At 62.2% G+C, this 22,189-nt stretch carries 18 protein-coding genes; 2 read left to right on the top strand and 16 right to left on the bottom strand.

Annotated features, from left to right (window positions below; genetic code table 11):
* Window positions 1-50 precede the first annotated feature (50 nt).
* The 14 genes from gspD to FHR23_RS06070 form a co-directional block, all read right to left on the bottom strand.
* Window positions 51-2,180 (bottom strand): type II secretion system secretin GspD, encoded by a 2,130-nt coding sequence (gene gspD / locus FHR23_RS06005; RefSeq protein WP_184002214.1) that lies wholly within the window; start codon window positions 2,178-2,180, stop codon window positions 51-53.
* Window positions 2,181-2,215: 35 nt separating this feature from the next.
* Window positions 2,216-3,064 (bottom strand): type II secretion system protein N, encoded by an 849-nt coding sequence (locus FHR23_RS06010; RefSeq protein ID WP_343043020.1) that lies wholly within the window; start codon window positions 3,062-3,064, stop codon window positions 2,216-2,218.
* A gap of 152 nt (window positions 3,065-3,216) precedes the next feature.
* Window positions 3,217-5,952, bottom strand: coding sequence for a TonB-dependent receptor domain-containing protein (locus FHR23_RS06015; protein ID WP_184001952.1), 2,736 nt, complete (start codon window positions 5,950-5,952; stop codon window positions 3,217-3,219).
* An 86-nt stretch (window positions 5,953-6,038) separates the two neighbouring features.
* The gene (locus FHR23_RS06020; RefSeq protein ID WP_184001953.1) at window positions 6,039-7,646 is read right to left on the bottom strand and encodes a hypothetical protein; all 1,608 of its coding nucleotides are present in this window, start codon (window positions 7,644-7,646) and stop codon (window positions 6,039-6,041) included.
* A gap of 198 nt (window positions 7,647-7,844) precedes the next feature.
* Window positions 7,845-8,198, bottom strand: coding sequence for a HesB/IscA family protein (locus FHR23_RS06025; RefSeq protein WP_184001954.1), 354 nt, complete (start codon window positions 8,196-8,198; stop codon window positions 7,845-7,847).
* A gap of 46 nt (window positions 8,199-8,244) precedes the next feature.
* Complete coding sequence (locus FHR23_RS06030; protein WP_184001955.1) at window positions 8,245-8,718, bottom strand: SUF system Fe-S cluster assembly protein; 474 nt, start codon at window positions 8,716-8,718, stop codon at window positions 8,245-8,247.
* A complete protein-coding gene (locus FHR23_RS06035; RefSeq protein ID WP_184001956.1) occupies window positions 8,715-9,929 on the bottom strand; it encodes a cysteine desulfurase in 1,215 nt (404 codons plus the stop codon). Before FHR23_RS06035 ends, FHR23_RS06030 begins: the two co-directional genes overlap by 4 nt.
* Window positions 9,926-11,014 carry a SufB/SufD family protein gene (locus tag FHR23_RS06040; RefSeq protein WP_343043021.1) on the bottom strand — a complete coding sequence of 363 codons (1,089 nt, stop codon included), beginning with the start codon at window positions 11,012-11,014 and terminating at the stop codon, window positions 9,926-9,928. Before FHR23_RS06040 ends, FHR23_RS06035 begins: the two co-directional genes overlap by 4 nt.
* Complete coding sequence (sufC, locus tag FHR23_RS06045; RefSeq protein WP_184001957.1) at window positions 11,011-11,754, bottom strand: Fe-S cluster assembly ATPase SufC; 744 nt, start codon at window positions 11,752-11,754, stop codon at window positions 11,011-11,013. The genes FHR23_RS06040 and sufC overlap by 4 nt, the downstream gene beginning before the upstream one ends.
* Before the next feature lie 60 nt (window positions 11,755-11,814).
* The gene (locus tag FHR23_RS06050; RefSeq protein ID WP_184001958.1) at window positions 11,815-12,387 is read right to left on the bottom strand and encodes a hypothetical protein; all 573 of its coding nucleotides are present in this window, start codon (window positions 12,385-12,387) and stop codon (window positions 11,815-11,817) included.
* Entirely contained in the window at window positions 12,384-12,728 is a 345-nt protein-coding gene (locus FHR23_RS06055) for a hypothetical protein (RefSeq protein WP_184001959.1), read from the bottom strand. Before FHR23_RS06055 ends, FHR23_RS06050 begins: the two co-directional genes overlap by 4 nt.
* Window positions 12,725-14,188: a Fe-S cluster assembly protein SufB gene (gene sufB / locus FHR23_RS06060; protein WP_184001960.1), complete on the bottom strand. Its 1,464-nt coding sequence runs from the start codon at window positions 14,186-14,188 to the stop codon at window positions 12,725-12,727. Before sufB ends, FHR23_RS06055 begins: the two co-directional genes overlap by 4 nt.
* A 2-nt stretch (window positions 14,189-14,190) precedes the next feature.
* Window positions 14,191-14,631 carry an SUF system Fe-S cluster assembly regulator gene (locus FHR23_RS06065; RefSeq protein ID WP_184001961.1) on the bottom strand — a complete coding sequence of 147 codons (441 nt, stop codon included), beginning with the start codon at window positions 14,629-14,631 and terminating at the stop codon, window positions 14,191-14,193.
* A gap of 73 nt (window positions 14,632-14,704) precedes the next feature.
* The gene (locus FHR23_RS06070) at window positions 14,705-15,559 is read right to left on the bottom strand and encodes an AraC family transcriptional regulator (protein WP_246359692.1); all 855 of its coding nucleotides are present in this window, start codon (window positions 15,557-15,559) and stop codon (window positions 14,705-14,707) included.
* A 238-nt stretch (window positions 15,560-15,797) separates the two neighbouring features.
* Here FHR23_RS06070 and FHR23_RS06075 point away from each other — a divergent pair, with 238 nt between their 5' ends.
* Together FHR23_RS06075 and FHR23_RS06080 are read left to right on the top strand one after the other, a co-directional pair.
* Entirely contained in the window at window positions 15,798-16,790 is a 993-nt protein-coding gene (locus FHR23_RS06075) for a quinone-dependent dihydroorotate dehydrogenase (RefSeq protein WP_184001962.1), read from the top strand.
* 248 nt (window positions 16,791-17,038) lie between these two features.
* Window positions 17,039-18,832 (top strand): AMP-dependent synthetase/ligase, encoded by a 1,794-nt coding sequence (locus FHR23_RS06080; RefSeq protein ID WP_184001963.1) that lies wholly within the window; start codon window positions 17,039-17,041, stop codon window positions 18,830-18,832.
* Here FHR23_RS06080 and FHR23_RS06085 read toward each other — a convergent pair.
* Window positions 18,829-19,131: a DUF2809 domain-containing protein gene (locus FHR23_RS06085; RefSeq protein ID WP_221227354.1), complete on the bottom strand. Its 303-nt coding sequence runs from the start codon at window positions 19,129-19,131 to the stop codon at window positions 18,829-18,831. The two genes, FHR23_RS06080 and FHR23_RS06085, sit on opposite strands and share 4 nt — an antisense overlap.
* A gap of 80 nt (window positions 19,132-19,211) precedes the next feature.
* Window positions 19,212-22,121, bottom strand: coding sequence for a M16 family metallopeptidase (locus FHR23_RS06090; RefSeq protein ID WP_184001964.1), 2,910 nt, complete (start codon window positions 22,119-22,121; stop codon window positions 19,212-19,214).
* Window positions 22,122-22,189 lie beyond the last annotated feature (68 nt).

The following is a 22,189-nucleotide window of genomic DNA, read 5'->3' on the forward strand; positions in this document are numbered from 1 at the left end:
CATCGGCACCGCCGGTTCGCCCACAGCGTCGATATCGCCGCCGGTTGCGCTCATTGATCGGTCTCCGGACCGGCGGGGGGCGGGGCCGACCCGTCGTACGTCACGTCGCCGGGCTGAGGCGTCGCGGCAGGCGGAGCCGCGCCCATATAATCGCGCACCAGCGCGTCGATCGAAGGCTCTTCGTTCGGATTGCGCGCTAGCTGTCGCCCGCGAATATACCCATAACGCCGCGCAGTCAGCTTGCGTGCATCCTCCGCCGAGCGGATGATGGTCGGACGGATAAAGACCATCAGGTTGGTCTTCACCTTGCTGCGCGAGCGCGATTTGAACAGCTCCCCCAGCAGGGGAATATCGCTGAGCAGCGGGATACGCTCCAGCGTCCGCCGCTCATTCTGGTCGAGCAGGCCACCGATCGCCAGAATGTCGCCGTCATCGACGGTCAGCACCGTCTTGAATTCGCGCTTGTTGACGATCAGGTCGCTGGAGTTGCTCGACACCGGGCCGGAGATGCTCGACACCTCCTGCCGGATATACAGCTTGATCGAGCCGGAGGAATTGATCTGCGGCTTCACGTCGAGCTGAATGCCGACATTTTCGCGCTGCACGGTACGGAACGCATTGTCGAAATTGCTCGACAGCGCTTCGCCGGTGGTCACCGGAATTTCCTGCCCGACCAGCAACTGCGCCTGCTGATTATCGAGCGTCATGATCGACGGCGTCGACAGAACGTTCGATTCCGTGTCGGACTTCACCGCGTTCAGGATCGCGCCGAATACCGCATTCTTGCCGATCTCCGTCACTGCACCGCCAAAGCCGCCGGTGGCATTCAGGATCGACTGCGCCGCCGCATCGGTGATGCCGCTGCCCAGCGGATTGTCATAGGTGGTCGTGGTGCTGCCGTCCGAACTGGTGGAGGTCTGCCGTCCGAGCAGGTAATTGGCAGCCGCACCGCCCAGGGTCAGGATATTGGGATCGGCATTGGAATAGTTGGTGGCCAGAAAGGGCGTATTCTTACCGCCGAGCAGAAACTGTACCCCCAGCTTGCGTGCGGCATTGTCGCTGATTTCGACAATGATCGCTTCGACCAGCACCTGTTCGCGCCGCGTATCGAGCTGGCGAATAACCTCGCCCAGCTTGCGCTGGACGTCCGAATTCGCGGCGACGATGATCGCGTTCGCCCCCTGATAGCGGGTGACCACCGCCGGGCCGTGTGTGGCGATTCCGGCCCCGGCTCCGCTGCCCGAACTGGTGCCGGAACTTGTCGGCGTCGGACTGGGCGTGGGCGATGAGGTGGCGGCGGTGCTGCTCGACCCCGATTTGCCGAACGCGCTGCCGCTCGAACTGGTGATGAAACCGGGGGCTTCGCTGGGCTGCGTCACCGGCTGGCCGAGAAGCTGTTGCAGCACCGGCAGCAACTGTTCGGCATCGGCATGTTCCAGCCAGTAAACGCGGATTTGCGTACCGTCGGCGGCGTGCTGATCCAGCCCCTGCGCCATCGCCACGAACCGTGCAACGGCGGTGGTATCACCGCGCAGCGCCAGCGCATTGCTGCTGTCGATGGCCGTTACGGTGACAGGCGGCGCGGAGCCGTTGGCGCCTTTGCCCGCGAGATTAGTGAGCGATTCCGCCACCTCGCGCGCGCCGACATTTTTCAGATAGACGATCTGGCTGGTCGCATTGTCCCGGTCGATGCGCTCCAGAAGCTGGCGAATGCGCGCGACATTATCGGCGAAATCGACGACGACCAGCGAATTGGCATCGCGGTTGGCCGTCACCGACCCTTGCGAACTGACCAATGGGCGCAGCGTTTCGATGGCGCCCGCCGCATCAATCGCTTTCAGCCGGAAAATCTCGGTAACGAACTGGTTGCCGCCCCTGGCGCGCTGCGTGATCCGAGTCGGTTCGGATGCGGCACCGTTGATCGGCTGAATGCGATAGCCGCCCTGAATGGGAATCGCGACCAGCCCGTTGGCACGCAAGGTCGACAGAAATACTTCAAAATATTCCGATCGGCTGAGCGGGCGTTCAGTGACGACCGAAATCTTGCCGTTGACGCGTCCGTCGACGATCATCGTCATGTGCATGACGCGCGCCGCATCGGCCACGAAGGCTCGTACATCAGCATCGCGCATATTCAGCGAATATTGCGCAATAGCGACATTCGGCGCGACGGCGGTCATCACCAAAGCCGCAAGAGGGAGGAGTTTCTTCACGCTTATTCGCTCGCAAGATTGAGGGAAACGGGAACGGACGCAGCGCCCCGTTCAACCGTTATGGAAAGCCGCGCGCCCGGCCGGATCTGCGATTGCAGCGCGGCCAGAGCTGCAGCGGACGTAATGCGTTGACCGTTCACGGCGGTGGCAATGTCACCGGGCTGAAATCCGGCGGCACGAAACACCGCGCCATCGCCCCTGGGAGCAAGCACGAGGCCGCTGACTCTCCCGTCCTCGCTGCGCGGCGTGAAGGCGATGCCGTCCCGTACTGCGGTCGGGGTCAGCTTGATCGGCGGTTTGCCGGACCCGGCAGAAACAGGCGTGGGCGTCGGCGCCGGGCTATCCGAAGCGCCGGCCACCGGTGCCGGTGTGGACTGATCGAGATAGAGACTTTCCCTGCGCGATCCGCGATCGATCACGACATGGTCGAACGCCACGGCAAGCAGCTTCGCACCGGGGACGATCTCCTCGCCCACCCCATAGCTTTGCTGTTCACCGTCCGGCCCGGCGATGATCGCCGATCCGGTGCCCGCTCCACGATTGATCTGCACGCCGAACAGTTGCAGGTCGAGGTCGGTGACGGTGCCGCTGTCATCCGCGCTGTCCGCACCCGACCGGAAAAACGGATCGAACCGCGCCAGCAAGGCGCTCTGCATCTCCGGAGCCATCGCCTGCGGTGCTGCCGGTCGCCACGCGCCGAACGGTCCTGTCGGTGTCGCCAGCACCCACACCAACCACGCCGCCTGTACCGCAAGCACGGCGAGCAACAATGCCTTCAGCCACAAATAAACGTCCGCCGGAAGCCAGTGCCGTACCGCGGCCAGCCGCTTCAAGATAATGGTACGCTGCACGCGAATCCCCCACCCGCCGATACAGCCGGTTCCCATAGTTCAATGACGTTTTGCTGACGTTTCTATGAAGCATAGATGACAAACGGGGCGGGGCACATTAGCCCCGCCCCCGATCAGGGGGATTACCCCCTTCAGTTAGCCCCCTCTTCCGATCAGAAATCCAGGCCGAGCGTGAACTTCGCGCTCGTACCCTGACGATAGCGGTTCCAGTAAACGCGGTTGTCGTCGCTTTGCTGATATTCCTTATAGATATTGCCGGTGATGTTGCGCACCGCGACCTTTGCCTTCAGCTCGATCCCGGCGATGCGAATGCCCTGCCGCGCCACGAAGTCGAGCGTAAAGCCGGGATATTCGAAAATATCCGGCTGCGGCAGCGGACCGCGCGCAGTCAGCCGCTTGCTGGCATAGTTCAGGATAAAGCTTTGCTGCGACAGCCCGTCGCGCGATTCCATGCCGAATTCCAGATTGGCGACATGGTCGGACTGCCCGGTCAGCGGACGATCGTCGCGGAACAGGTTGGTCGACGGAATATACGCGCCCGTATTGTTATAGGTCATGTCGCCGGCGGTCACCTTCACCCGCGAATGGGTGTAGGTATAATTGGCATTGAGGCGAATACGCCGCGCCGCGAAAAAGCCGGTATCGCTCAGTGCGGACAGGTCGAAATATTTGGTGACGTCGATCTCCGCACCGTACAGATCGGCCTTGGGCGCGTTGGCAAAGCTAGAGAAATAGCTGTTGCCGTCGGTGTAGAGATATTGCTCGATCGGATGCTCTAGCCGCTTGTAGAAACCGGCAAGCGAGATGTGCTGACCGCTGGCAAAATACCATTCGTACCGCGCCTCGGCGTTATAAAGCTGGCTGTCGGTCAGATAGGGGTTGCCGGTATAGGTACGATTGGTCGCCGGATCGTAATAGCGCTGATACAGCAACTCGCGGAACTGCGGACGCGCGATCGTCTTCGATCCGCTCAGGCGAAACTGCATATCGGGCGCAAAGGACCAGGTGACGGTTGCGGCGGGCAACCAGTAGTCGCGGTCGATCTTGTTCCCCTGCGTCGAGGCGATGGGAACGGTGAACACGTCGAGCGGCGCCGTGGTCTGCTTGGCGGTTTCATAGCGCACGCCCAGATCGACATGGACCGTATCGCTGACGTCCCATTTGCCCTGAAGATACGCCGCCATGTTGGTCAGGCTCGCCCCGAATCCGGCGGAACCCGGATCGCGCTCCACCAGACGGACGTCATAATATTCGATGACCGTCGGCTCGAGCAGATAGTCGGGCCGGAACAGCGAGACCGGACCGGGATTGGCGATGTTGAAGCCGAACCCGTCCGCGGTGCGGTTCTGCAGCGTGAAGCCGAAATCGCGGCGCGTCGAAGTACGTCGGGTATCGGTATAGGAAACGCCGCTTACGAATTTCAGGTCGGGCCCGGCATCGACCGTGAAATCGACGCCACCAAACCAGAGATTTTCATTCAGTCGCGAAAAGGCCACCGATGCCGAACCAGACTGGTTATCAAGGACGTTGGCATATAACCCGACATATCCGCATCCATCCTGATAATCGGTGTAGCAGGACTGTTTGTCCGGCTCGCTCAGCGGCGCATCGACGCGGGTATAGGTGAAGCTGGTTTCATAGGGTGAGCGTCGCTTCGAATTGGCATAACCGAAGCGGATATCGACATCGACGGGATCGAATTTGAACTCGCCGACAAGCTGCGTATCGATCAACTGGCGTTCGTACCAGGCGGTGTCCTGAATGATGCTGTGATAATTATTGTAGCTGTTGTCGCCCTGCGCCAGCCGTGTATCCTTCAGCGTGTCGCGAATATAGAGGTTGGTCCAGCGGATCTTGTTGCGGCCGAACTCCAGCCCCATGCCGAACAGGCCGTTCACAACGACGTGGTTATCGGTGATGACGCGCTCGTAATTGGTACGCAGCGTAGACAGGTCGGCGGAATCCGCCGTCTGATTGAGCGTGTCGCGGGTGCGCCATTCATTGCTGTAACCCGCCGATGCGATGATGCCGAGGCGCGAACCGCCAAGGTCGAACGACGTGCCACCGGTGATGTTGCCGCTCCAGTCGACCGGGATATCGGTGTTGCGCTGCACGACCGCCATGCGCGGCAGCACCAGTTGTTTGGCGACATCCTGTTCATCGGCGTAGGAACCGATCTGATCGCCGCTGTTCAGAAACGCCTGAAGCGCGGGCGGTGTATCGCGCTGCCCGTTATCGAACCCGGTCCAGTCGGAGGGGCTGCCGAAATAGGTATAGCCGAGCTGCCCGGTGGTCACGCTGTTCACGCCGACGCCGCCGTCGATCGAAAGGAAACTCTTTTCCGGGGCCGCGATGGTCGTCAGATTGATGACGCCGCCGCCGAACTCACCGGGGAAATTCGGCGAATAGCTTTTCTGCACCAGTGCCGAGGAAATGACGCTGGTCGGAAAGATGTCGAGCGGCACGACGCGCTTGAGCGGCTCCGGGCTGGGAAGCGGCAGGCCGTTGAGCAGCGACAGCGAATAGCGGTCGCCAAGGCCGCGCACATAGACATAGCCGTTGCCGACGACGCTGAGGCCCGAAACGTGCGACAGCGATCCGGCAATGTCGCCTTCACCCGTGCGCGCGATATCTTCGGTCGACAGGACCGACACCACCTGATCGGTGTCGCGTTCGATATTGGCGTTGCGGCGGCCGGTCACGACAATGTCGGCACCGGGAATGGAGATATCGGTCTGCGGCTGATCCGCCGTGGCGTCAGGGGCGGTGCCGGGAACGACGGCGCCCCCTGTCTGGGCGGTGTCGCCGGTTTGCGCCGAAGCGGCGCCCGGCACGATCAGTGCCGAACTGGCGAGCAGCAGGCGGACAAACGCCGGCATGGTTTTCATTGGTACGGACCCCCTGGGAAATCGGCCTGAAGTGAGGGCGGGGCCATGCCGTGACATGCCCCGCCCCCGTATCGGATCGTGTGACCTTAGCTGTCGTAAACCGGCAGCGAGCTGCACGCGCTTTCGCCACCGCCGAAGTCGACGGTCGCGCTGGAGCAGGTCCAGCCCTGATACCAGGTGTCGTTGGCGTCCTTCACCGCACCGATATGATCGGTGGTTTCGAAGAAGGTGTCGCCGGTATCGTTCAGGGTCGCCGCATCGAACGGTGTCACCGCGTTTTCGTTGGCGCCGTTGACGAAAAGGTTGGTCAGGCTGAGCGTGAACGAATCATCGTTGTTGTTCTTGCCCGAACCGAAGATCGCTTCGACCTCAGCCGCCGTTACGCCGTTGCTGCCGATATATTTCGGCGTGCCGCAGGTCATCACCACTGACCGGAAGACCGGCGCACCGGCTTCGTCGATCGCTGCATTGGCCGTGGTCGATGCGGTTTGCGTGCGGCTGATGCGCAGACAGGGATTGTCGGCACTCGACAATACGCCGTTGACCATCGTGTAGTCGGTGCCGCCGCGCAGCAGGATCGACGCCTGATCCGAATTGTTCGGCGAACGGTCGATAAAGGTGAAGTTGGCGAGCTTCGTATTCTGACGCGGCGTGTCGCCGTCGGAGGAGTTATCGGTATCCGCCTCGATCATCGCATCGCCGATGCCCTGACGCTGAACGACCAGCACATATTGCAGATGCGCCTTGGTACCGGTGTCGCTGTCGAGATTGTCGTCTTCGGCACCGACCGAAACCATGTGCTTGACGCGCGGATGACCGCCGAACATCTCAATGGCGTCGTCAGAGCTGTTGAACGACATGAAATGACCGATCCTGGTCTTCGAACCGACGCCTTCCGGGGTCAGCGACTGAAGCTCGCTATCGGCCGACAGCACATACCCCGAATAGCGGATCTGGACATAGTCCATCACGCCACTGTCATCGTCATTGGTGTTGCCGCCATACAGCGCCGGATCAACCGCGCCTTCGGTCTGCCGTTCGCAAGCCGTGGTGCCAGGCGTTGCGGCCGGATCCTGACAGTCGGTGACCTGCGCACGGCCCATCAGCACGACGCCGCCCCACTGGCCCGACGAACTGTCGGTGTTAAGACCAAGGATATTGTCGCGGCTGGTGAAAACGATCGGCTTGTCGGCGGTGCCGACAGCATTGATCTTGTTGCCGCGATTGACCGCCAGCCAGGAAACGCCGGTGCCGCCGTAAATCACGACGCCGGGTTCGATGCTGAGCGTAACATCGGTATCGGCGTTCGATGCGGTCGGACCGCCGTCGGTTCCGACATCGACGCGACCGGGCAGTTCATACACCACACCCTGAATATAGGGCAGGTTGATGCTGGCGTTGATCTGTGTCGGCAGAGCGCAGACGCGATAGGTGCCCGTGGTCGGGTTGGTGATCGTACCATTGTCGGTCAGGCCCTGCGGATCGGCAATCGTCGGACAGCCCGAAGCAGGGGTGATTTGCGCCGTTGGCGTGGGGGTCGGGCTTGGGCTGGGGGACGGCGAGGGTGCCGGATTGTTGATCGTGATGTTCCCGCCATTGCCCGGCGAGGCAACGTCGTTGGCACCGTTACACGCGCTGAGCGCGGCCAGTGAAGCACCCGCCACCAACAGGCGGCGCAGAGTACGATTAAGCATGCTGTTCAGTCTCCATCTCTCGGATGGTCCGTCGACCCGGACCGTCGATACGGTGAAGCGGCCGCGAGTCGGTGTGCCCCCTCGCCCCGTTCAGCAACCGCCCCTAGGGAGTACGCATGACTCGCCCATTGCCCGGGTGTGACAGACCGATGACAGTAAGATGGAGTGTTTGTTACACGGGGTCCGCCCCCGCGTGGATCAGACGGTGAAACTCTCCCCGCACCCGCAGGCGCCCGTCGCATTGGGGTTTTCGAACACGAAGCCGGCGGTGAAATCGTCCTCGCGCCAGTCCATCGTCGAACCGATCAGATAGAGCACCGAGGCGCCATCGACGAAAAAAATGCCGCCGGGCGTTTCGATCCGTTCGTCCATCGGGTTCGCTTCAGTCACATAATCGACCGAATAGGCAAGGCCGGAACAACCGCGGCGCGGCGTCGACAGCTTCACGCCGATCGCACCTTCAGGCGCCTTTGCCATCAGCGCTGCGATACGCGCCTCGGCACGCTCGGTCAGCCTGACCGCAGCAGGGCGTTCGCGAGTTTTCGTCTCCATGATCGTCTTCCTTCCTCGGCCAAAGTAATATTTTGGCCGAAACCGCCTATAGCATTCCCAGTTCGAGCTTCGCCTCGTCGGACATTTTCTGCGGGTCCCAGGGCGGGTCCCAGACGAGGTTGACCTCCGCCGCGCCGACGCCCGGCACCGATCCGACACGCAGTTCGACCTCACCCGGCATCGATTCCGCCACCGGGCAATGCGGGGTCGTCAGCGTCATCGTCACCGCGACATGCGCGTCTTCCGTAACATCGACGCCGTAGATCAGGCCGAGATCATAGATATTGACCGGAATTTCGGGGTCGTAAATTTCCTTCAGCGCATCGACGACCGCCTCATACAGTTCTCCGCCCGGAGCACCCGCGGCCTGCGCCGCCGGTTTCTGCTGAAGAAAACCCTCCAGATAGTCGCGTTTGCGCTCGAACGTTTCGCGCGGTCCCGCGTCCTCGACGCGTGCCCTGGGCGGGCTGTCCACCGCGTCCACTTCTTCGACCCTGATCGTATTGCGTTCTTCGTTCATCCGAAGATCCTCGTTACCCGTTCAATTCCCCGGACCAGCGCGGCGACATCGGCGGCGTTGTTATAGACGCCGAAGCTCGCGCGCGCGGTGGCCGGAATGTCCAGCAGGTCCATCAACGGCTGAGCGCAATGATGGCCAGCGCGGATCGCGACCTGCTCTTCATCCAAGATGGTGCCGATATCGTGGGGATGCACCCCCTGTATCGAAAAACTGACGATCCCGGCCGAATCTTCCGGTCCGTACAGCCGCACGCTGTTGATCTGCGACAGTGCCTCGCGCGCCTGTGCGACCAGCGCCGTTTCATGCGCATGGATGCGGTCGAGGCCGATTTCGGCGACATAATCGATCGCAGCATGAAGCCCCAGCGCACCGACGATATGCGGCGTTCCCGCCTCGAACCGTCCCGGCGGGGGGGCATAGCTCGTCTTTTCGAACGTCACCCGGTCGATCATCGACCCGCCCCCCTGATAGGGCGGCATCGCGTCGAGCAGGTCGCCACGCGCCCACAGCACGCCGATGCCGGTGGGACCGTAAAGCTTATGCCCCGAAAAAACGTAAAAGTCGCAATCGAGATCGCGCACATCGACCGCCATACGCGGCACCGCCTGACAGCCGTCGATCAGGATTTTCGCACCGACGCCGTGCGCCAGTTGCGCCGCGCGCTTTACGTCCAGCACCGATCCCAGCACGTTGGAAACATGGGCAAGCGCCACCAGCTTGTGCTGATCCGTCAGCATCGCTGCCATCGCATCGAGATCGATGCACTGATCGTCGGTCAGCGGCACGACGTCGATATGCGCGCCGATGCGTTCGGCCACCATCTGCCAGGGCACGATGTTGGAATGATGTTCGAGCGCGGAGAGCAGGATGCGGTCGCCTGCGCGAAGCTGCGTCCCCGCCCAGCATTGCGCGACCAGATTGATCCCCTCGGTCGCGCCGCGCACGAATACGCATTCGTCGGGCGATGCGGCGCCGATAAAGTCGGCCACCCGCCGACGCGCGGCTTCATAGGCCAGCGTCATGTCGGCCGAGCGCTGATACACACCACGATGCACGGTGGCATAGGTTTCGCCATAGGCACGGGCGATCACATCGAGCACCGGCTTCGGCTTCTGCGCCGTCGCCGCGGTGTCGAGATAGGCCCAGCCTTCGGGAATCGCGGGAAAGTCGGCCAGCACGTCGAGTGCGCGGGTATCGGTTGCGACGGTCATAACGCCTCCTCCAGCCAGGTATCGGCGTCGGCGGCAAACGCTTCGCGCACCGCCTCTTCCCCGATCCGATCGAGCGCGTCACCGACAAAGGCATGGGTGAGCAGCGCACGCGCACGCGCTGGTGGCAGTCCGCGGCTTTGCAGGTAAAAGAGCGCGCGCTCATCGAGTTCGCCCACCGTCGCGCCATGCGCGCACTTCACGTCATCGGCGAAGATTTCCAGTTCAGGCTTGAGATTCACCGTCGCGCTGCGGTTGAGCAACAGGCCGCGCAGCGACTGTTCGCCATCGGTGCGCTGCGCATCGCGGGCGACTTCGGCACGTGCGGCAAGGCTAGCCGTCGACATATCCGCGGCAACCGCGCGCCAGACCTGGCGGCTGGTGCCGTCGGGTTCGGCATGGCGCAGCACCACCGCCGCTTCCTGTTTCTGACTGCCGCGTGTCAGCAGCGCGCCGCCCATCTCGCCATAGGCGCCCTCACCCGCCAGCCGGATTTCGCCGTCGATACGGCTGCCCATCCCGCCCGCGCCGAGAAACACCGATACAAGGCTTGCCGCCTGCGCCACCGTCGCTTCGTCGCGGATCGAGACGAAGCCGTCGGTCTGCAGCAACCGGACCGAGCGCATCAATCTGCTCCCGCGCGCCAGCACGATCTGGGTCAGGCGATTGGCCCAGCCGGACCCGGCGAAGGTTTCGGTGACGCTTGCGGTTGCATCCTCGCCCAGTTCGATACGTGCGGGAACGTGGTTTTCGCCGCCCGAACCGACATGCACGATCTGGATACCGGGCACCGCCGCGCCCTTATCGAGCGACAGCAGCCAGCCTTCGCCCGCCGCGCGCCTGCCCAGCGGATGCTCCGTCGCTTCGCCGATGGCGGTCACCTGAACAGGGCCGGGGCGGCTGTGCGCGGGTTCGAATATGCCGTCGATAAAGGTCAGGCGCGGGCCGTCGAGCGTATCGAGAAACAGCGTTTTGGGATCGATAGCCGGGCTCGCCGGTGCAGATGTCGCCGCCGCCTCCAGCGTGGCCATATCGGCCCAGCGCCACCCCTCCTGCCGGGTCGTGGGAAGGTCGAGCACTTCGCTCACGCCGCCACCTCGGCATAGCCTTCGCGTTCGAGGTCGACCGCCAGTTCGGGCCCGCCCGACTTCACGATCCTGCCGTCGGCCAGCACATGCACCTTGTCCGGCTGCACATAGTCGAGCAGGCGCTGATAATGGGTGATCAGCAACACCGCCTTGTCGGGCGCGCGCATGATGCGGTTGATCCCTTCCCCCACCGCCTTCAGCGCGTCGATGTCGAGGCCGGAATCGGTTTCGTCGAGGATCGCGAATTTGGGGCCGAGAATGCCCATCTGCACCATTTCGTTGCGCTTCTTCTCACCGCCCGAAAAGCCGACATTGACCGGGCGTTTCAGCATCTCCTGATTCATGCCGAGCAGATCGGCCTGACTACGCGCGAGTTTCAGGAAATCCGCCCCCGAAACCGGCCCTTCGCCCCGCGCCTTGCGCTGCGCGTTCAGCGCCTCGCGCAGAAACTGCACGTTGGAAATGCCGGGAATTTCGACCGGGTACTGAAAGCCGAGGAACAATCCGGCGGCGGCACGTTCGTCCGCTTCCATGTCGAGCAGGTCTTTGCCCGCAAAGGTCACGCTGCCCGCCGTCACTTCATAGCCGGGACGCCCGCCCAGCACATAGCCAAGCGTCGATTTACCCGCGCCATTCGGTCCCATGATCGCATGGACCTCACCTGCGTTCACTTCCAGGCTCAGGCCTTTAAGGATTTCCTTGCCGTCGATTTCGGCGTGGAGGTTTTCAATCTTCAGCATCAATTTAGTACCATTTCTTTTTCTGGCTGGGCCATGCGCTTGAAGGCGTGGCCGATGGTCTTAAAAATCAGGTCCGTCATTTCGGTGCAGCACGTTATCGGTATCGGAGTCCGACTGGTTCTGCGCCGCGCCGGTAAGGACGATCGGCGCGGAATGCGTCGTATCCTTGGGCAAGGGCGGCAGCTTGACGAGCGGTGCGTCCGATCCGTCATTCACCGCCACCTGCCCGACCGGACCGACAGCAGGCGTTTTCGGTTTTTCAGGCTTGATCAGCTTGCCAATCGACAGGTCGGGTTTTTCGGGCCTGGGTGCGGAAATCGACGCCAGCACCGGCTTTTCCGGCACCGCATCCCCGCAAAACTGCCTGCCTTTTTCGCTGGTCACGCAATCGGGCAGATCGCGGCATGCTTTGGCATCGATCTTGTCGACGCCGCTGGAGCGGAACACCCGGCAATTATGCAGCCTGCCGTCATCGCCCTTGTCGAACACCAGCACGACATGCCCCACCTTTGCACGCACGACGATATCGTCGGCCTGCGCCGCATCCGCCGCGGTCGGCTCCTGCACAGGCACCGGGGTCGCGGCGGGAGCCGCCTGCGCCATCAGCAGCAAGGGGAGCACCGCCGGCGTCACCGCGTCGCGCCTCCCTGCGTCGGCGGCATATCGGGATCATTCTGCTGGCGCACGAAATCCTTCAACGCATTGTCGATGCAATCGGCCATCGTCTCGTCATGGTCGCGCCCCTCGCTCGCGCAATAGCTTGCGCTGCTGCACGCCTGTTTGTCGATCGCCGGATCGCCACTCGACATCGTGACGGCGCAGCTCTTCATCGTGCGTGGCCCGTCCATCGCGATATTCATCCGCAGCCGCCGCAGCTTTTCACCCATAACGACCAGATCGCCGGGATCAGCCGAAACAGGTGCGGCAACCGGCGCAGCCTGCGATACAAGCAGAAGGGCAGCAAGCAGCATCACCCCACGCTCCCCTCTAGCGAGATAGCGAGCAGCTTCTGCGCTTCGACCGCGAATTCCATCGGCAGTTCTTTCAGCACTTCCTTGGCAAAGCCGTTGACGATCAGCGCCACCGCCGCTTCCTGATCCAGACCGCGCTGCATCGCGTAGAAAAGCTGGTCGTCGCTGATCTTACTGGTCGTCGCCTCATGCTCGATCTGCGCCGACGGGTTCTTCACCTCGATATAGGGCACGGTATGCGCGCCGCACCGGTCACCGAGCAACAGGCTGTCGCACTGGGTGAAGTTGCGGACATTCTCCGCATTCGGGCCGACGCGAACCAGCCCGCGATAGGTATTGTCGCTGCGCCCCGCCGAAATGCCCTTGGAAATGATCGTCGAGCGGCTGTTCTTGCCGTTATGGATCATCTTGGTGCCGGTGTCGGCCTGTTGGCGATTGTTCGTGACCGCGACCGAATAAAATTCACCGACACTGTTTTCGCCGTTCAGCACACACGACGGATACTTCCAGGTGATCGCGCTGCCGGTTTCGACCTGTGTCCAGCTGACCTTGCTGTTTCTGCCCTGACACAGCGCGCGCTTGGTCACGAAATTATAGATGCCGCCCTTGCCGTTCTCATCACCGGGATACCAGTTCTGGACGGTCGAATATTTGATCTCGGCATCGTCGAGCGCGACCAGTTCGACCACTGCGGCATGAAGCTGGTTCTCATCGCGCATCGGCGCGGTGCAGCCTTCGAGGTAAGAAACATACGCACCTTCGTCGGCGACGATCAGCGTACGTTCGAACTGGCCGGTATTTTCGGCATTGATGCGGAAATAGGTGGAAAGCTCCATCGGGCAACGCACGCCCTTGGGCACGTACACGAACGTCCCGTCGGAAAAGACCGCACAGTTGAGCGTCGCGAAATAATTGTCGCGCTGGGGCACCACCTTGCCCAGCCATTTCTTCACCAGATCGGGATGCTGTTTGATCGCCTCGCTGATCGACAGGAAGATGACGCCCGCCTCTTCCAGTTCCTTGCGGAAAGTGGTGGCGACGGAAACGCTGTCGAACACCGCATCGACCGCGACCTTGCGCGCGCCTTCAACGCCGGCAAGCACCTTCTGCTCCTCGATCGGGATGCCCAGCTTTGCATAGGTGCGGCGAATTTCGGGATCGAGTTCGTCGAGGCTTTTCAGCTCCGGCTTCTTCTTCGGCTCCGCGTAATAATAGGCGTCCTGATAATCGATCGGCGGGATATCGAGCTTTGCCCAGTCGGGCGCTTCCATCGTCTGCCAAAGGCGAAACGCCTTCAGCCGCCAGTCGAGCATCCATTCCGGCTCGCCCTTTTTAGCGGAGATGAAGCGAACCGTGTCTTCGCTCAAGCCCTTGGGCGCAAAGTCCTGCTCGACCTCGGAAGAGAAGCCCCATTCATATTTCTTGTTGGCGGCGGCAAGCGCCTCTGCATTCTTCGTGGCCATATCTAACCCTTCGCCGCAATACGGCCTTCATCCTGTATAGTTGCTGTCAGGCTGGCGAGCGTGACCCCGGCCAGCGCGCCCTTTACCGCACCGTTGACCGCATTCCAGTGCGGCTTCACCTGACACGTCGCCTCCACGGCGCAGTCATGGCGTTCGGCATCGACACAGGCGGTCATCGCAATCGGCCCCTCGATCGCCTCGACGATATCGGCAAGGCTGATTGCGGCGGGCGGGCGCGACAGTCGAAAGCCGCCGCCGGTACCGCGTGCCGATTCGATCAGCCCGGCCGCCGACAAGCGGCTGATGAGCTTTTGCACCGTCGGCAGGGGCAGCGCGGTTTCATCGGCCAGCAGGCGCGCGTTGAGCCGTCCCGTCGCCCCGCAATGTCGCGCGGCGGCGGTCAGCATCACCACTGCATAATCTGCCTGCGCGGTCAGCCGCACGAATCCGTTCCAATCAGACTAATTTAATCCGATTGCCATGTGGTCCCGCACGCCGCCGAGGTCAAGGCACGATTCAGGTATCGCTGACGATGCGATGCACGCTGCCGCCCAGACCATAGCGCTCGGCAATCGTCAGTTGCGCGAGCAGGCCCGGCGATTCGCGGATTTTTCCCGGAGTCAGTCCGGTGAAATGCTTCACTTCACGGATCAGGTGCGACTGATCGTAAAATCCGCGCTCGACGGCATCACCCGGCGTATCGCCATGCGTCATCATAGCCACTGCCGCCCGCAAGGCACGGTATTTACGCGCCAGCATTTTTGGAGGCAGGCCGTATAACGCCTTGCAGCGCCGTTCAAGCTGGCGCGGCGACAGACTGGTAGCTTCTACCAAAACATCGATTTCCGGAGACGTCGTTCCGGCGAGCCAGTCATCGACCACGCGAGCAAAATCGAGATCGCGCGGCTTCGCAACTTCTATCCGGCGAATCATATCTTCAAGTATTACTACCTTTTCGCCAAAGCTTTCGACCGATTTAAGCGCCTGCAGGGTCTGTCTCGCCAATGGACCAAAAAGCGACTCGCCATCCAGAACACGGTTCAGCATGGCCGATGCATCACTTCCAATCATCGCTGCCCAGCCGACCGGCGTGATACCGCAGCCGATCAGTTCGACCGGGCCGGGAGCGCTGACCTGAACCGCACCGCTGGTCGGTCCAATAATATGAATATCGCCGGCATCCTGCGTCGTACCATCGGGAAAACGGTAGGTTCCGCCGCCTGCAGTCAGTCTGAAACGAAGCTGGGCATGGTCGGCCCTTTCAGTATCATCAAACCGGGGAAGCTGGGCATTGAAATGGTAAAAAACGGTGACATGACCTGTGAGGTCGTCCGACGGCAGATGATATTCGAGCTGCAGTTTATCCAACATGGTGACGGCCCCCAGACCCGCACGCCAACAATATAGGGACCAAATGGTTAAAGTAAAAGCGGCCCGACCATAAGGTCGGGCCGTAAGTTCGACTCCGATTCTCCGGAGCCGTGGGTCGCATGGAAATTACTAGCGATTCGTTTCGACAAAGTCTTGGATGGATTCGACACTTTACTGACGCATTTGAGTCACTAACTTACGTTTTGACTTGCTACCCTTTGCCTGTCATTGCACCTTCATGCCCTTGCCGCTTCATCGCGCGCTGTTCGCGCTTGATCCTGAAACTGCCCATAGCGGCGGTATTACATTGTTGAAAAGCTGGGGAGTCGTCGGCGGCCCGCTCGGCGGTATCGTCCATCGCCATCCGGTGGAAATCGCGGGGCTGACCTTTCCCAATCCGGTCGGGCTGGCGGCGGGTCTCGACAAGGACGCACAGGCAATCGACGGGCTGTTCGCGCTGGGTTTCGGCGCGGTGGAGGTCGGCACGCTGACGCTGCGCCCGCAACCGGGCAATTCGCGCCCGCGTCTGTTCCGGCTGAGCGAAGACGCCGCGATCATCAACCGCATGGGCTTCAACAATGGCGGCATCGACGCGGCATTGGCGCGGGTTCGCAGGGCGAAGCGCGCGGGCGTGCTGGGCATCAATGTCGGCGCAAACAAGGATTCGACCGACCGGATTGCCGATTATGCAGGCAGCGTGACCAAGGCGGCGGAACTGGCCGATTACGTTACGATCAATATCAGTTCGCCCAACACGCCGGGGTTGCGCGACCTTCAGGATCCCGCAGCACTCGCTGAACTGCTCGCCGCCTGCAACGCGGCACGCCATGTCGAGCATCGGCGTTGCCCGCTGTTCCTGAAGATCGCCCCCGATCTCGACCGAAGCGAGATTGCCGCCATCGTCCGCACCGCCATCGACGGCAAAGTCGATGCGCTGATCGTCAACAACACCACCATCAGCCGCCCCGCTACGCTGCGGTCACGCCATGCCGCGCAAACCGGAGGCCTGTCGGGTGCCCCCCTGCGCGATCTTGCCCGCACCAAGCTGGCCGAAGCCCATGCCGAAACCGGCGGTCAGCTGCCCCTGATTTCGGTCGGCGGTATCGACAGCCCTCAAGAGGCGCAGCGGCGGCTGGATGCGGGTGCGAGCCTGATCCAGCTTTATTCCGCTCTGGTCTTTCAGGGGCCCGGCCTTGTCCGCCGTATCGTACAGGGTTTAGGCTTTCAGTGACGGCACCGGCCCCCTCCCCCTCCCGGCCACCCATATGAAACTGCCGTTGGGTGGCCGGGAGGGGGAGCGGGCCGGTGCCGATTCAGTATAGCTGAAAAAAGCTCTGAACTCAGTCCCACACTCCCGACCGTTGCCGTTTGTTCCGGCTCCGCCTACTGCTGACGCTACGGCGCCTGCGACACAGCAGTGCAACCATATACCGGACGGGCGCGTAGATGCCCGATCCATGCAAAGCTTTGAGGATGAGGATGCGCACGCTCGAACATTTCCCCAATCTGGTCTCAATGTTCTTTGTCCGTGCCCGCGAAAAGGGCGACGCGCCGTTTCTATGGCACAAGGAAGACGGCGCATGGCGGCCGCTCAGCTGGGCCGATGCTGCGCGTCAGGTCGCAGCGCTTGCCACCGCGCTGAAGGCAAAGGGGCTGAAACCCGGCGACCGGGTGATGCTGGTCAGCGAAAACCGTCCCGAATGGTGCATCAGCGACCTGGCGATCATGGCGGCAGGGTGCGTGACGGTGCCGACCTACATCACCAATACCGAGCGCGACCACCAGCATATCATTGAAAATTCCGGCGCCTGCGCGGTGGTCGTCTCTACCGCGAAACTCGCAAAGACCCTGTTGCCCGCGATTTTACGCGCCAGCATCCCGCAGATCGTCATCGGTATCGACGATGTCCGCGCCAGCCAGCCGGGTGGCTATGAACTCTATGACTGGCACCAAATGATCGCCGATCATCCGGCCAGTCCGGCCGATATGGAGGCTGCGGCCGCCTCCTTCGGTCGCGACGATACCGCGTGTATCATTTATACCAGCGGCACCGGCGGCGCACCGCGCGGCGTCATGCAACATCACGGCGCGATCCTGCATAATTGCGCGGGCTGCGTGACGATCATCGCCGAAGATTTCGGCTGGGACGATGAGATTTTCCTGTCCTTCCTGCCGCTCAGCCATGCCTATGAACATACCGGTGGCCAGCATTTCCCGATCGCGCTGGGTGCGCAGATTTACTATTCCGAAGGCCTCGACAAGCTGGCGTCGAATATCGAGGAGGTGCGCCCCACCATTATGGTGGTGGTGCCGCGCCTGTTCGAGGTGCTGCGCACCCGCATCAGCAAAGGCATCGAAAAACAGGGTAAGGTTCCGGCCTGGCTGCTCGACAAGGCGGTGACGATCACCCAGCGCAGCCGTAACGGGAAGGTCCGGCTGTCCGACCGGCCGATGATGGCGCTGGTCAACGCTACATTGCGCAAGAAGGTCGATCAGCGTTTCGGCGGGCGGATCAAGGCGATGGTGTCGGGCGGCGCACCGCTCAATCCGGAAGTAGGCAATTTCTTTCAGGCATTGGGGCTGACATTCCTGCAGGGTTATGGTCAGACCGAGGCCGCCCCCGTCATCGCCTGTAACCGGCCATCCGCTGGATTGAAAATGGACACGGTCGGCCCGCCGCTCGCCAATACCGAGGTGCGGATCGCCGGGGACGGCGAAATCCTGGTACGCGGCGAACTGGTCATGCACGGCTATTGGCGCAACGAACCCGAAACCGCACGCGTGCTGAAAGACGGCTGGCTGCACACCGGCGATATCGGGGAGATCGACGCCGCCGGACGCATCCGCATCACCGATCGCAAGAAGGACATTATCGTCAACGACAAGGGCGATAATGTCGCGCCGCAAAAGGTGGAGGGAATGTTGACCCTGCAACCCGAAATCATGCAGGCGATGATCGCGGGCGACAAGCGACCCTATATGGTCGCCGTCCTCGTTCCCGACCCTGAATGGACCACCGAATGGCGCGCGATCAACGCACCGGACGTGCCGCCCGTAGAACTGCCTGAACACCCCACCTATCGTGCGGCGCTGAGTGCGGCGGTGGAACGGGTCAATCGCGACCTGTCGGTCACGGAAAAGGTGCGCCGCTTCATCCTCGCCGATGAACCGTTCACCATCGAGAACCAGCAGTTGACGCCGTCGCTGAAAATCCGCCGCCATGTGCTGCGCGAAGTTTATGGCGAGCGGCTCGGCGCGCTCTACAAGAGCTAGATCGCGCGCAGGGGCAGGTAGCGGTCCGCCGCCAGCGCCAGCACCGCGCCCGCGCCATAGGCCGGAAAGTCGCCGGGCGAGAAGCTGGTGCCCAGCACGATGCGCGCAATCGCGACATCGCCCAGACCCAGCCGATAGACCAGCCCAAAATACTGACCGATCTCGATGGCACAAGCAAAGGCGAACGCGGCTCCCGCCGTAATCACCGGGCGCAGTCGTAACAGCGTCAGCGCAGCGGCATAAACCAGCATCACCGCCAGCACATCGCCCAGAAAGGGCCGGACAAAGCGGTCATGCACGAACAGCGCAATCGCCACCTCAATCCCGAAAAGCAGGATTGCGGCAAGCCCATATTGGCGGCGCTGGCGGACAGCCTCCCCTATTTCCCGGCCTTCGCCTGACTCTGTGGCAATATGACCATCGTCCAGTCCTTCGACGGCACCAGATAGCGTTTCGCCAACGCCTGAACGTCCGCCGGAGTCAGCTTCATATAGTCATCGGGCATGGTATCGATGGCGGCTATCCGCGCAGGATCGAACGACCCGCCCTTGCTCTGCTCCATCCAAAACGGATTGCCCGACGATGCGCGCATCAGATACTGGCCGATCGGTGCCACCGCGCGGCGCAGCTCGTCATCGCTGACCGGGGTTGCGACAAGGTCCGCCGCGATCTTGCGCGACAGGCGGAAGAACAGATCGGTCTTGTCGGGGGCAACCATGCCGACCGCCATGATCTTGCCGCCGGTCGGCAGCCCTTCCGGCCAATCGCTGCTGACGCTGGGCGAATAGCTTGCACCTGCCTGCGACCGAAGCTGGTCGAACAGCCGGTCCTGAAAGATCGCCGCCAGCACGTCGAGACCGCGCCCCTGGGCAATACCGGCCACCCCGCCGCCGGTGGGCCAGGCGATCAACGCCGCGGCCTGATCCGGCTTACCATTATGATGCAGCACCACCGGCGTCGTATCGTGCGTTGGAAAACGGATCGGTGCGTCGACCGTCTTTTCGGCCGGACGCGGTTTCAAGGCACCAAAGGACTTTCCCACGGCAGACACGATCTGATCGGCGGTGGCGTCGCCGAACACCTGCACCTCGATCGGCCCGCTGGCGAGGATCGGCGCCCAGAAGTCGCGGAACCCTTGCGGGGTCAGTTTCTCCACCTCAGCCTTGCTGGGTGTCGCCCAGCGGGGGTCGCCGTCGCGCAATAACCCGTCAAGATCGCGGGTCAGCACGCCGCGCGGCGAGGAGGACAGCGTATCATAAGCCGCCAGTGCAACCGCGCGGGCACGCTTGACCGGATTAGGGTCCCAGCCCGGATCGGCCAGTTTGGTCGCGAGCAGGCGTAGCTGATCGTCCAGATCGCCTGCCGTGGTGGCAGCCGACAGTTCGAAAGCATCGTCGTCGATGCCGAAGTCCATACCGATCTGGCGGTCGCCGGTAAGCTGGTCGAGTTGTTCCTGATTCAGCGTGCCTACACCGCTCGGCACCAGCGCGATCGATCCGGCCCAGGCCGGCGTGACATGATCGGCGGGAATGGCGTTATAGCCGTGGCCGAAGCGCACCCGCACATAGACCTTCCCCTTTTCCGAGGCATTAGGGAACATCAGCAGGTTGACGCCATTGGCAAACGCCACCTTCGTGATTTCGGGGTTGGTCAGCACGACCGAACGGCCGGTGACTTTGCCCGCCGGTCCCAGTTTCGGCAGGTCGTCGAAGCTGACCTTACCCAGCGCCGTGCGCTTGCCCGCCAGCCCCGACACATTGGCGTCCAGATCGGCGAGCAACTGTGCGGGCGCCTTGGCATCCGGGTGCTGGGTATTGACGATAGCCCGCAATGCCACCCCGTCGAACACCTTTTTAGAGGCAGCGAGCACATTGGCGGGAGTGAAGAATTTCTTCGCGATCGCCTGCTGAAAAATGGCGAGGGAAACCTGCGGTGAGGCCACGGTTTCGTGAATATCGACCGCCTGCACCATCATGTCCGCCTGCGACGAGCCGGGCTCCACCGTTGAAGTCGCAACCGAATTCTTCATGCCCGCCAGCACTTCGCTCACTTCACGGTCGATTTCGGCCTGGCTTGGCGGACTAGTTTTAGCGTCCTCGATCACCGCGCGCACATCCTTCAGCGCCGCTTGCCAGTCCTTGCCCGCGGGCACGATTGAAATGCCGGTAACATTGGCCGAGCGCGATACATCGTCCAGGTCGACGCCCGCCTGCAAAAAGCTGCCGCCCGAACGCGCCTTTCGCTCCAGCCTGCGATTGACCAGCCGGATTGCGATCATGTCGATCATCCGCCGCTGGTTGAACAGGATCGTATCGTTACGCACCGTCCACGGCCGGATATAGGCCATCGAGACCACCGGCGGGAAATCCGGTTCGGCAATCGTCGCGACGCGCGGCTCATCCTTTTGCGGTCGGCCGAAATCAGGGGTCTGCGGTGAAGCGCCGTCCCCCTTCCACGCCCCGAAATATTTGGTAATCGCCTGTTCTAACAGAGCAGGGTCGAGGTCGCCCGCGACCACCACCACCGCGCGTTCGGGGCGATACCATTTATCGTGGAATGCCCGGACACTGGCAGGCGTCGCCGCCTCCAGCGCCTTGACATCGCCGATCGGCGAGCGGTCGGCGAGCGGCTGTCCGGCGAAATAGAGTTCGCGCGTAGCATTCGCCATCTTCACCTGCGGGCCGGGTTGTTCGCGCCGTTCGGCCAGCACCGCGGGGCGTTCTGCATCGAGCGCCTTCTGATCAAGGTCGGGCTGTTCCATCATCCCGGCAAGGATGTGCATGCTTTCATCCAGAGAGGCAGTCGTCGCACTGGGCAGGTCGAGCTTGTAGACCGTCTGGGTAAAGGTCGTTTCCGCGTTGCTGTCGGAACCGAACGTCACACCCAACCGCTGCCAGATGCGTTTCGATTCCATATCGCCCGCCACCGCCGATCCGCGGAACGACAGATGTTCGAGCAGATGCGCAAAGCCACGTTGCGACGGATTTTCCATCAGCGATCCGACACCGATCCGCACCCGGATCGACACCTGCCCCGGCGGCACGCCGTTGCGACGCACCGCATAACGCACGCCATTGGGCAGCGTCCCGAAATGCCATGCCGCATAAGGCGGAATATCGCTGCCCTTGAACAGCCAGGGCTTTTGCGAATCAGGGGCGGTATTGGGGGTGATCGTCGCCGCTGCATCGCCGGCGGGGGCCGTACTATCCTGCGGGAAAGCGGGGGTCGCCAGCACCAGGCCGGTGACAAGCATCAATGCGGCGCGTGCGCCATGAAACGATATACGCATCCGGCCAATCTAGCGGTTTCAACGCCTTCCGACCAGCGCCAACCGTTCGCCCCAACTGCGGCAACGCT

Origin of the sequence: Stakelama sediminis (assembly GCF_014199335.1) — a bacterium.
GTDB classification, from domain to species: Bacteria; Pseudomonadota; Alphaproteobacteria; order Sphingomonadales; family Sphingomonadaceae; genus Sphingomonas; species Sphingomonas sediminis.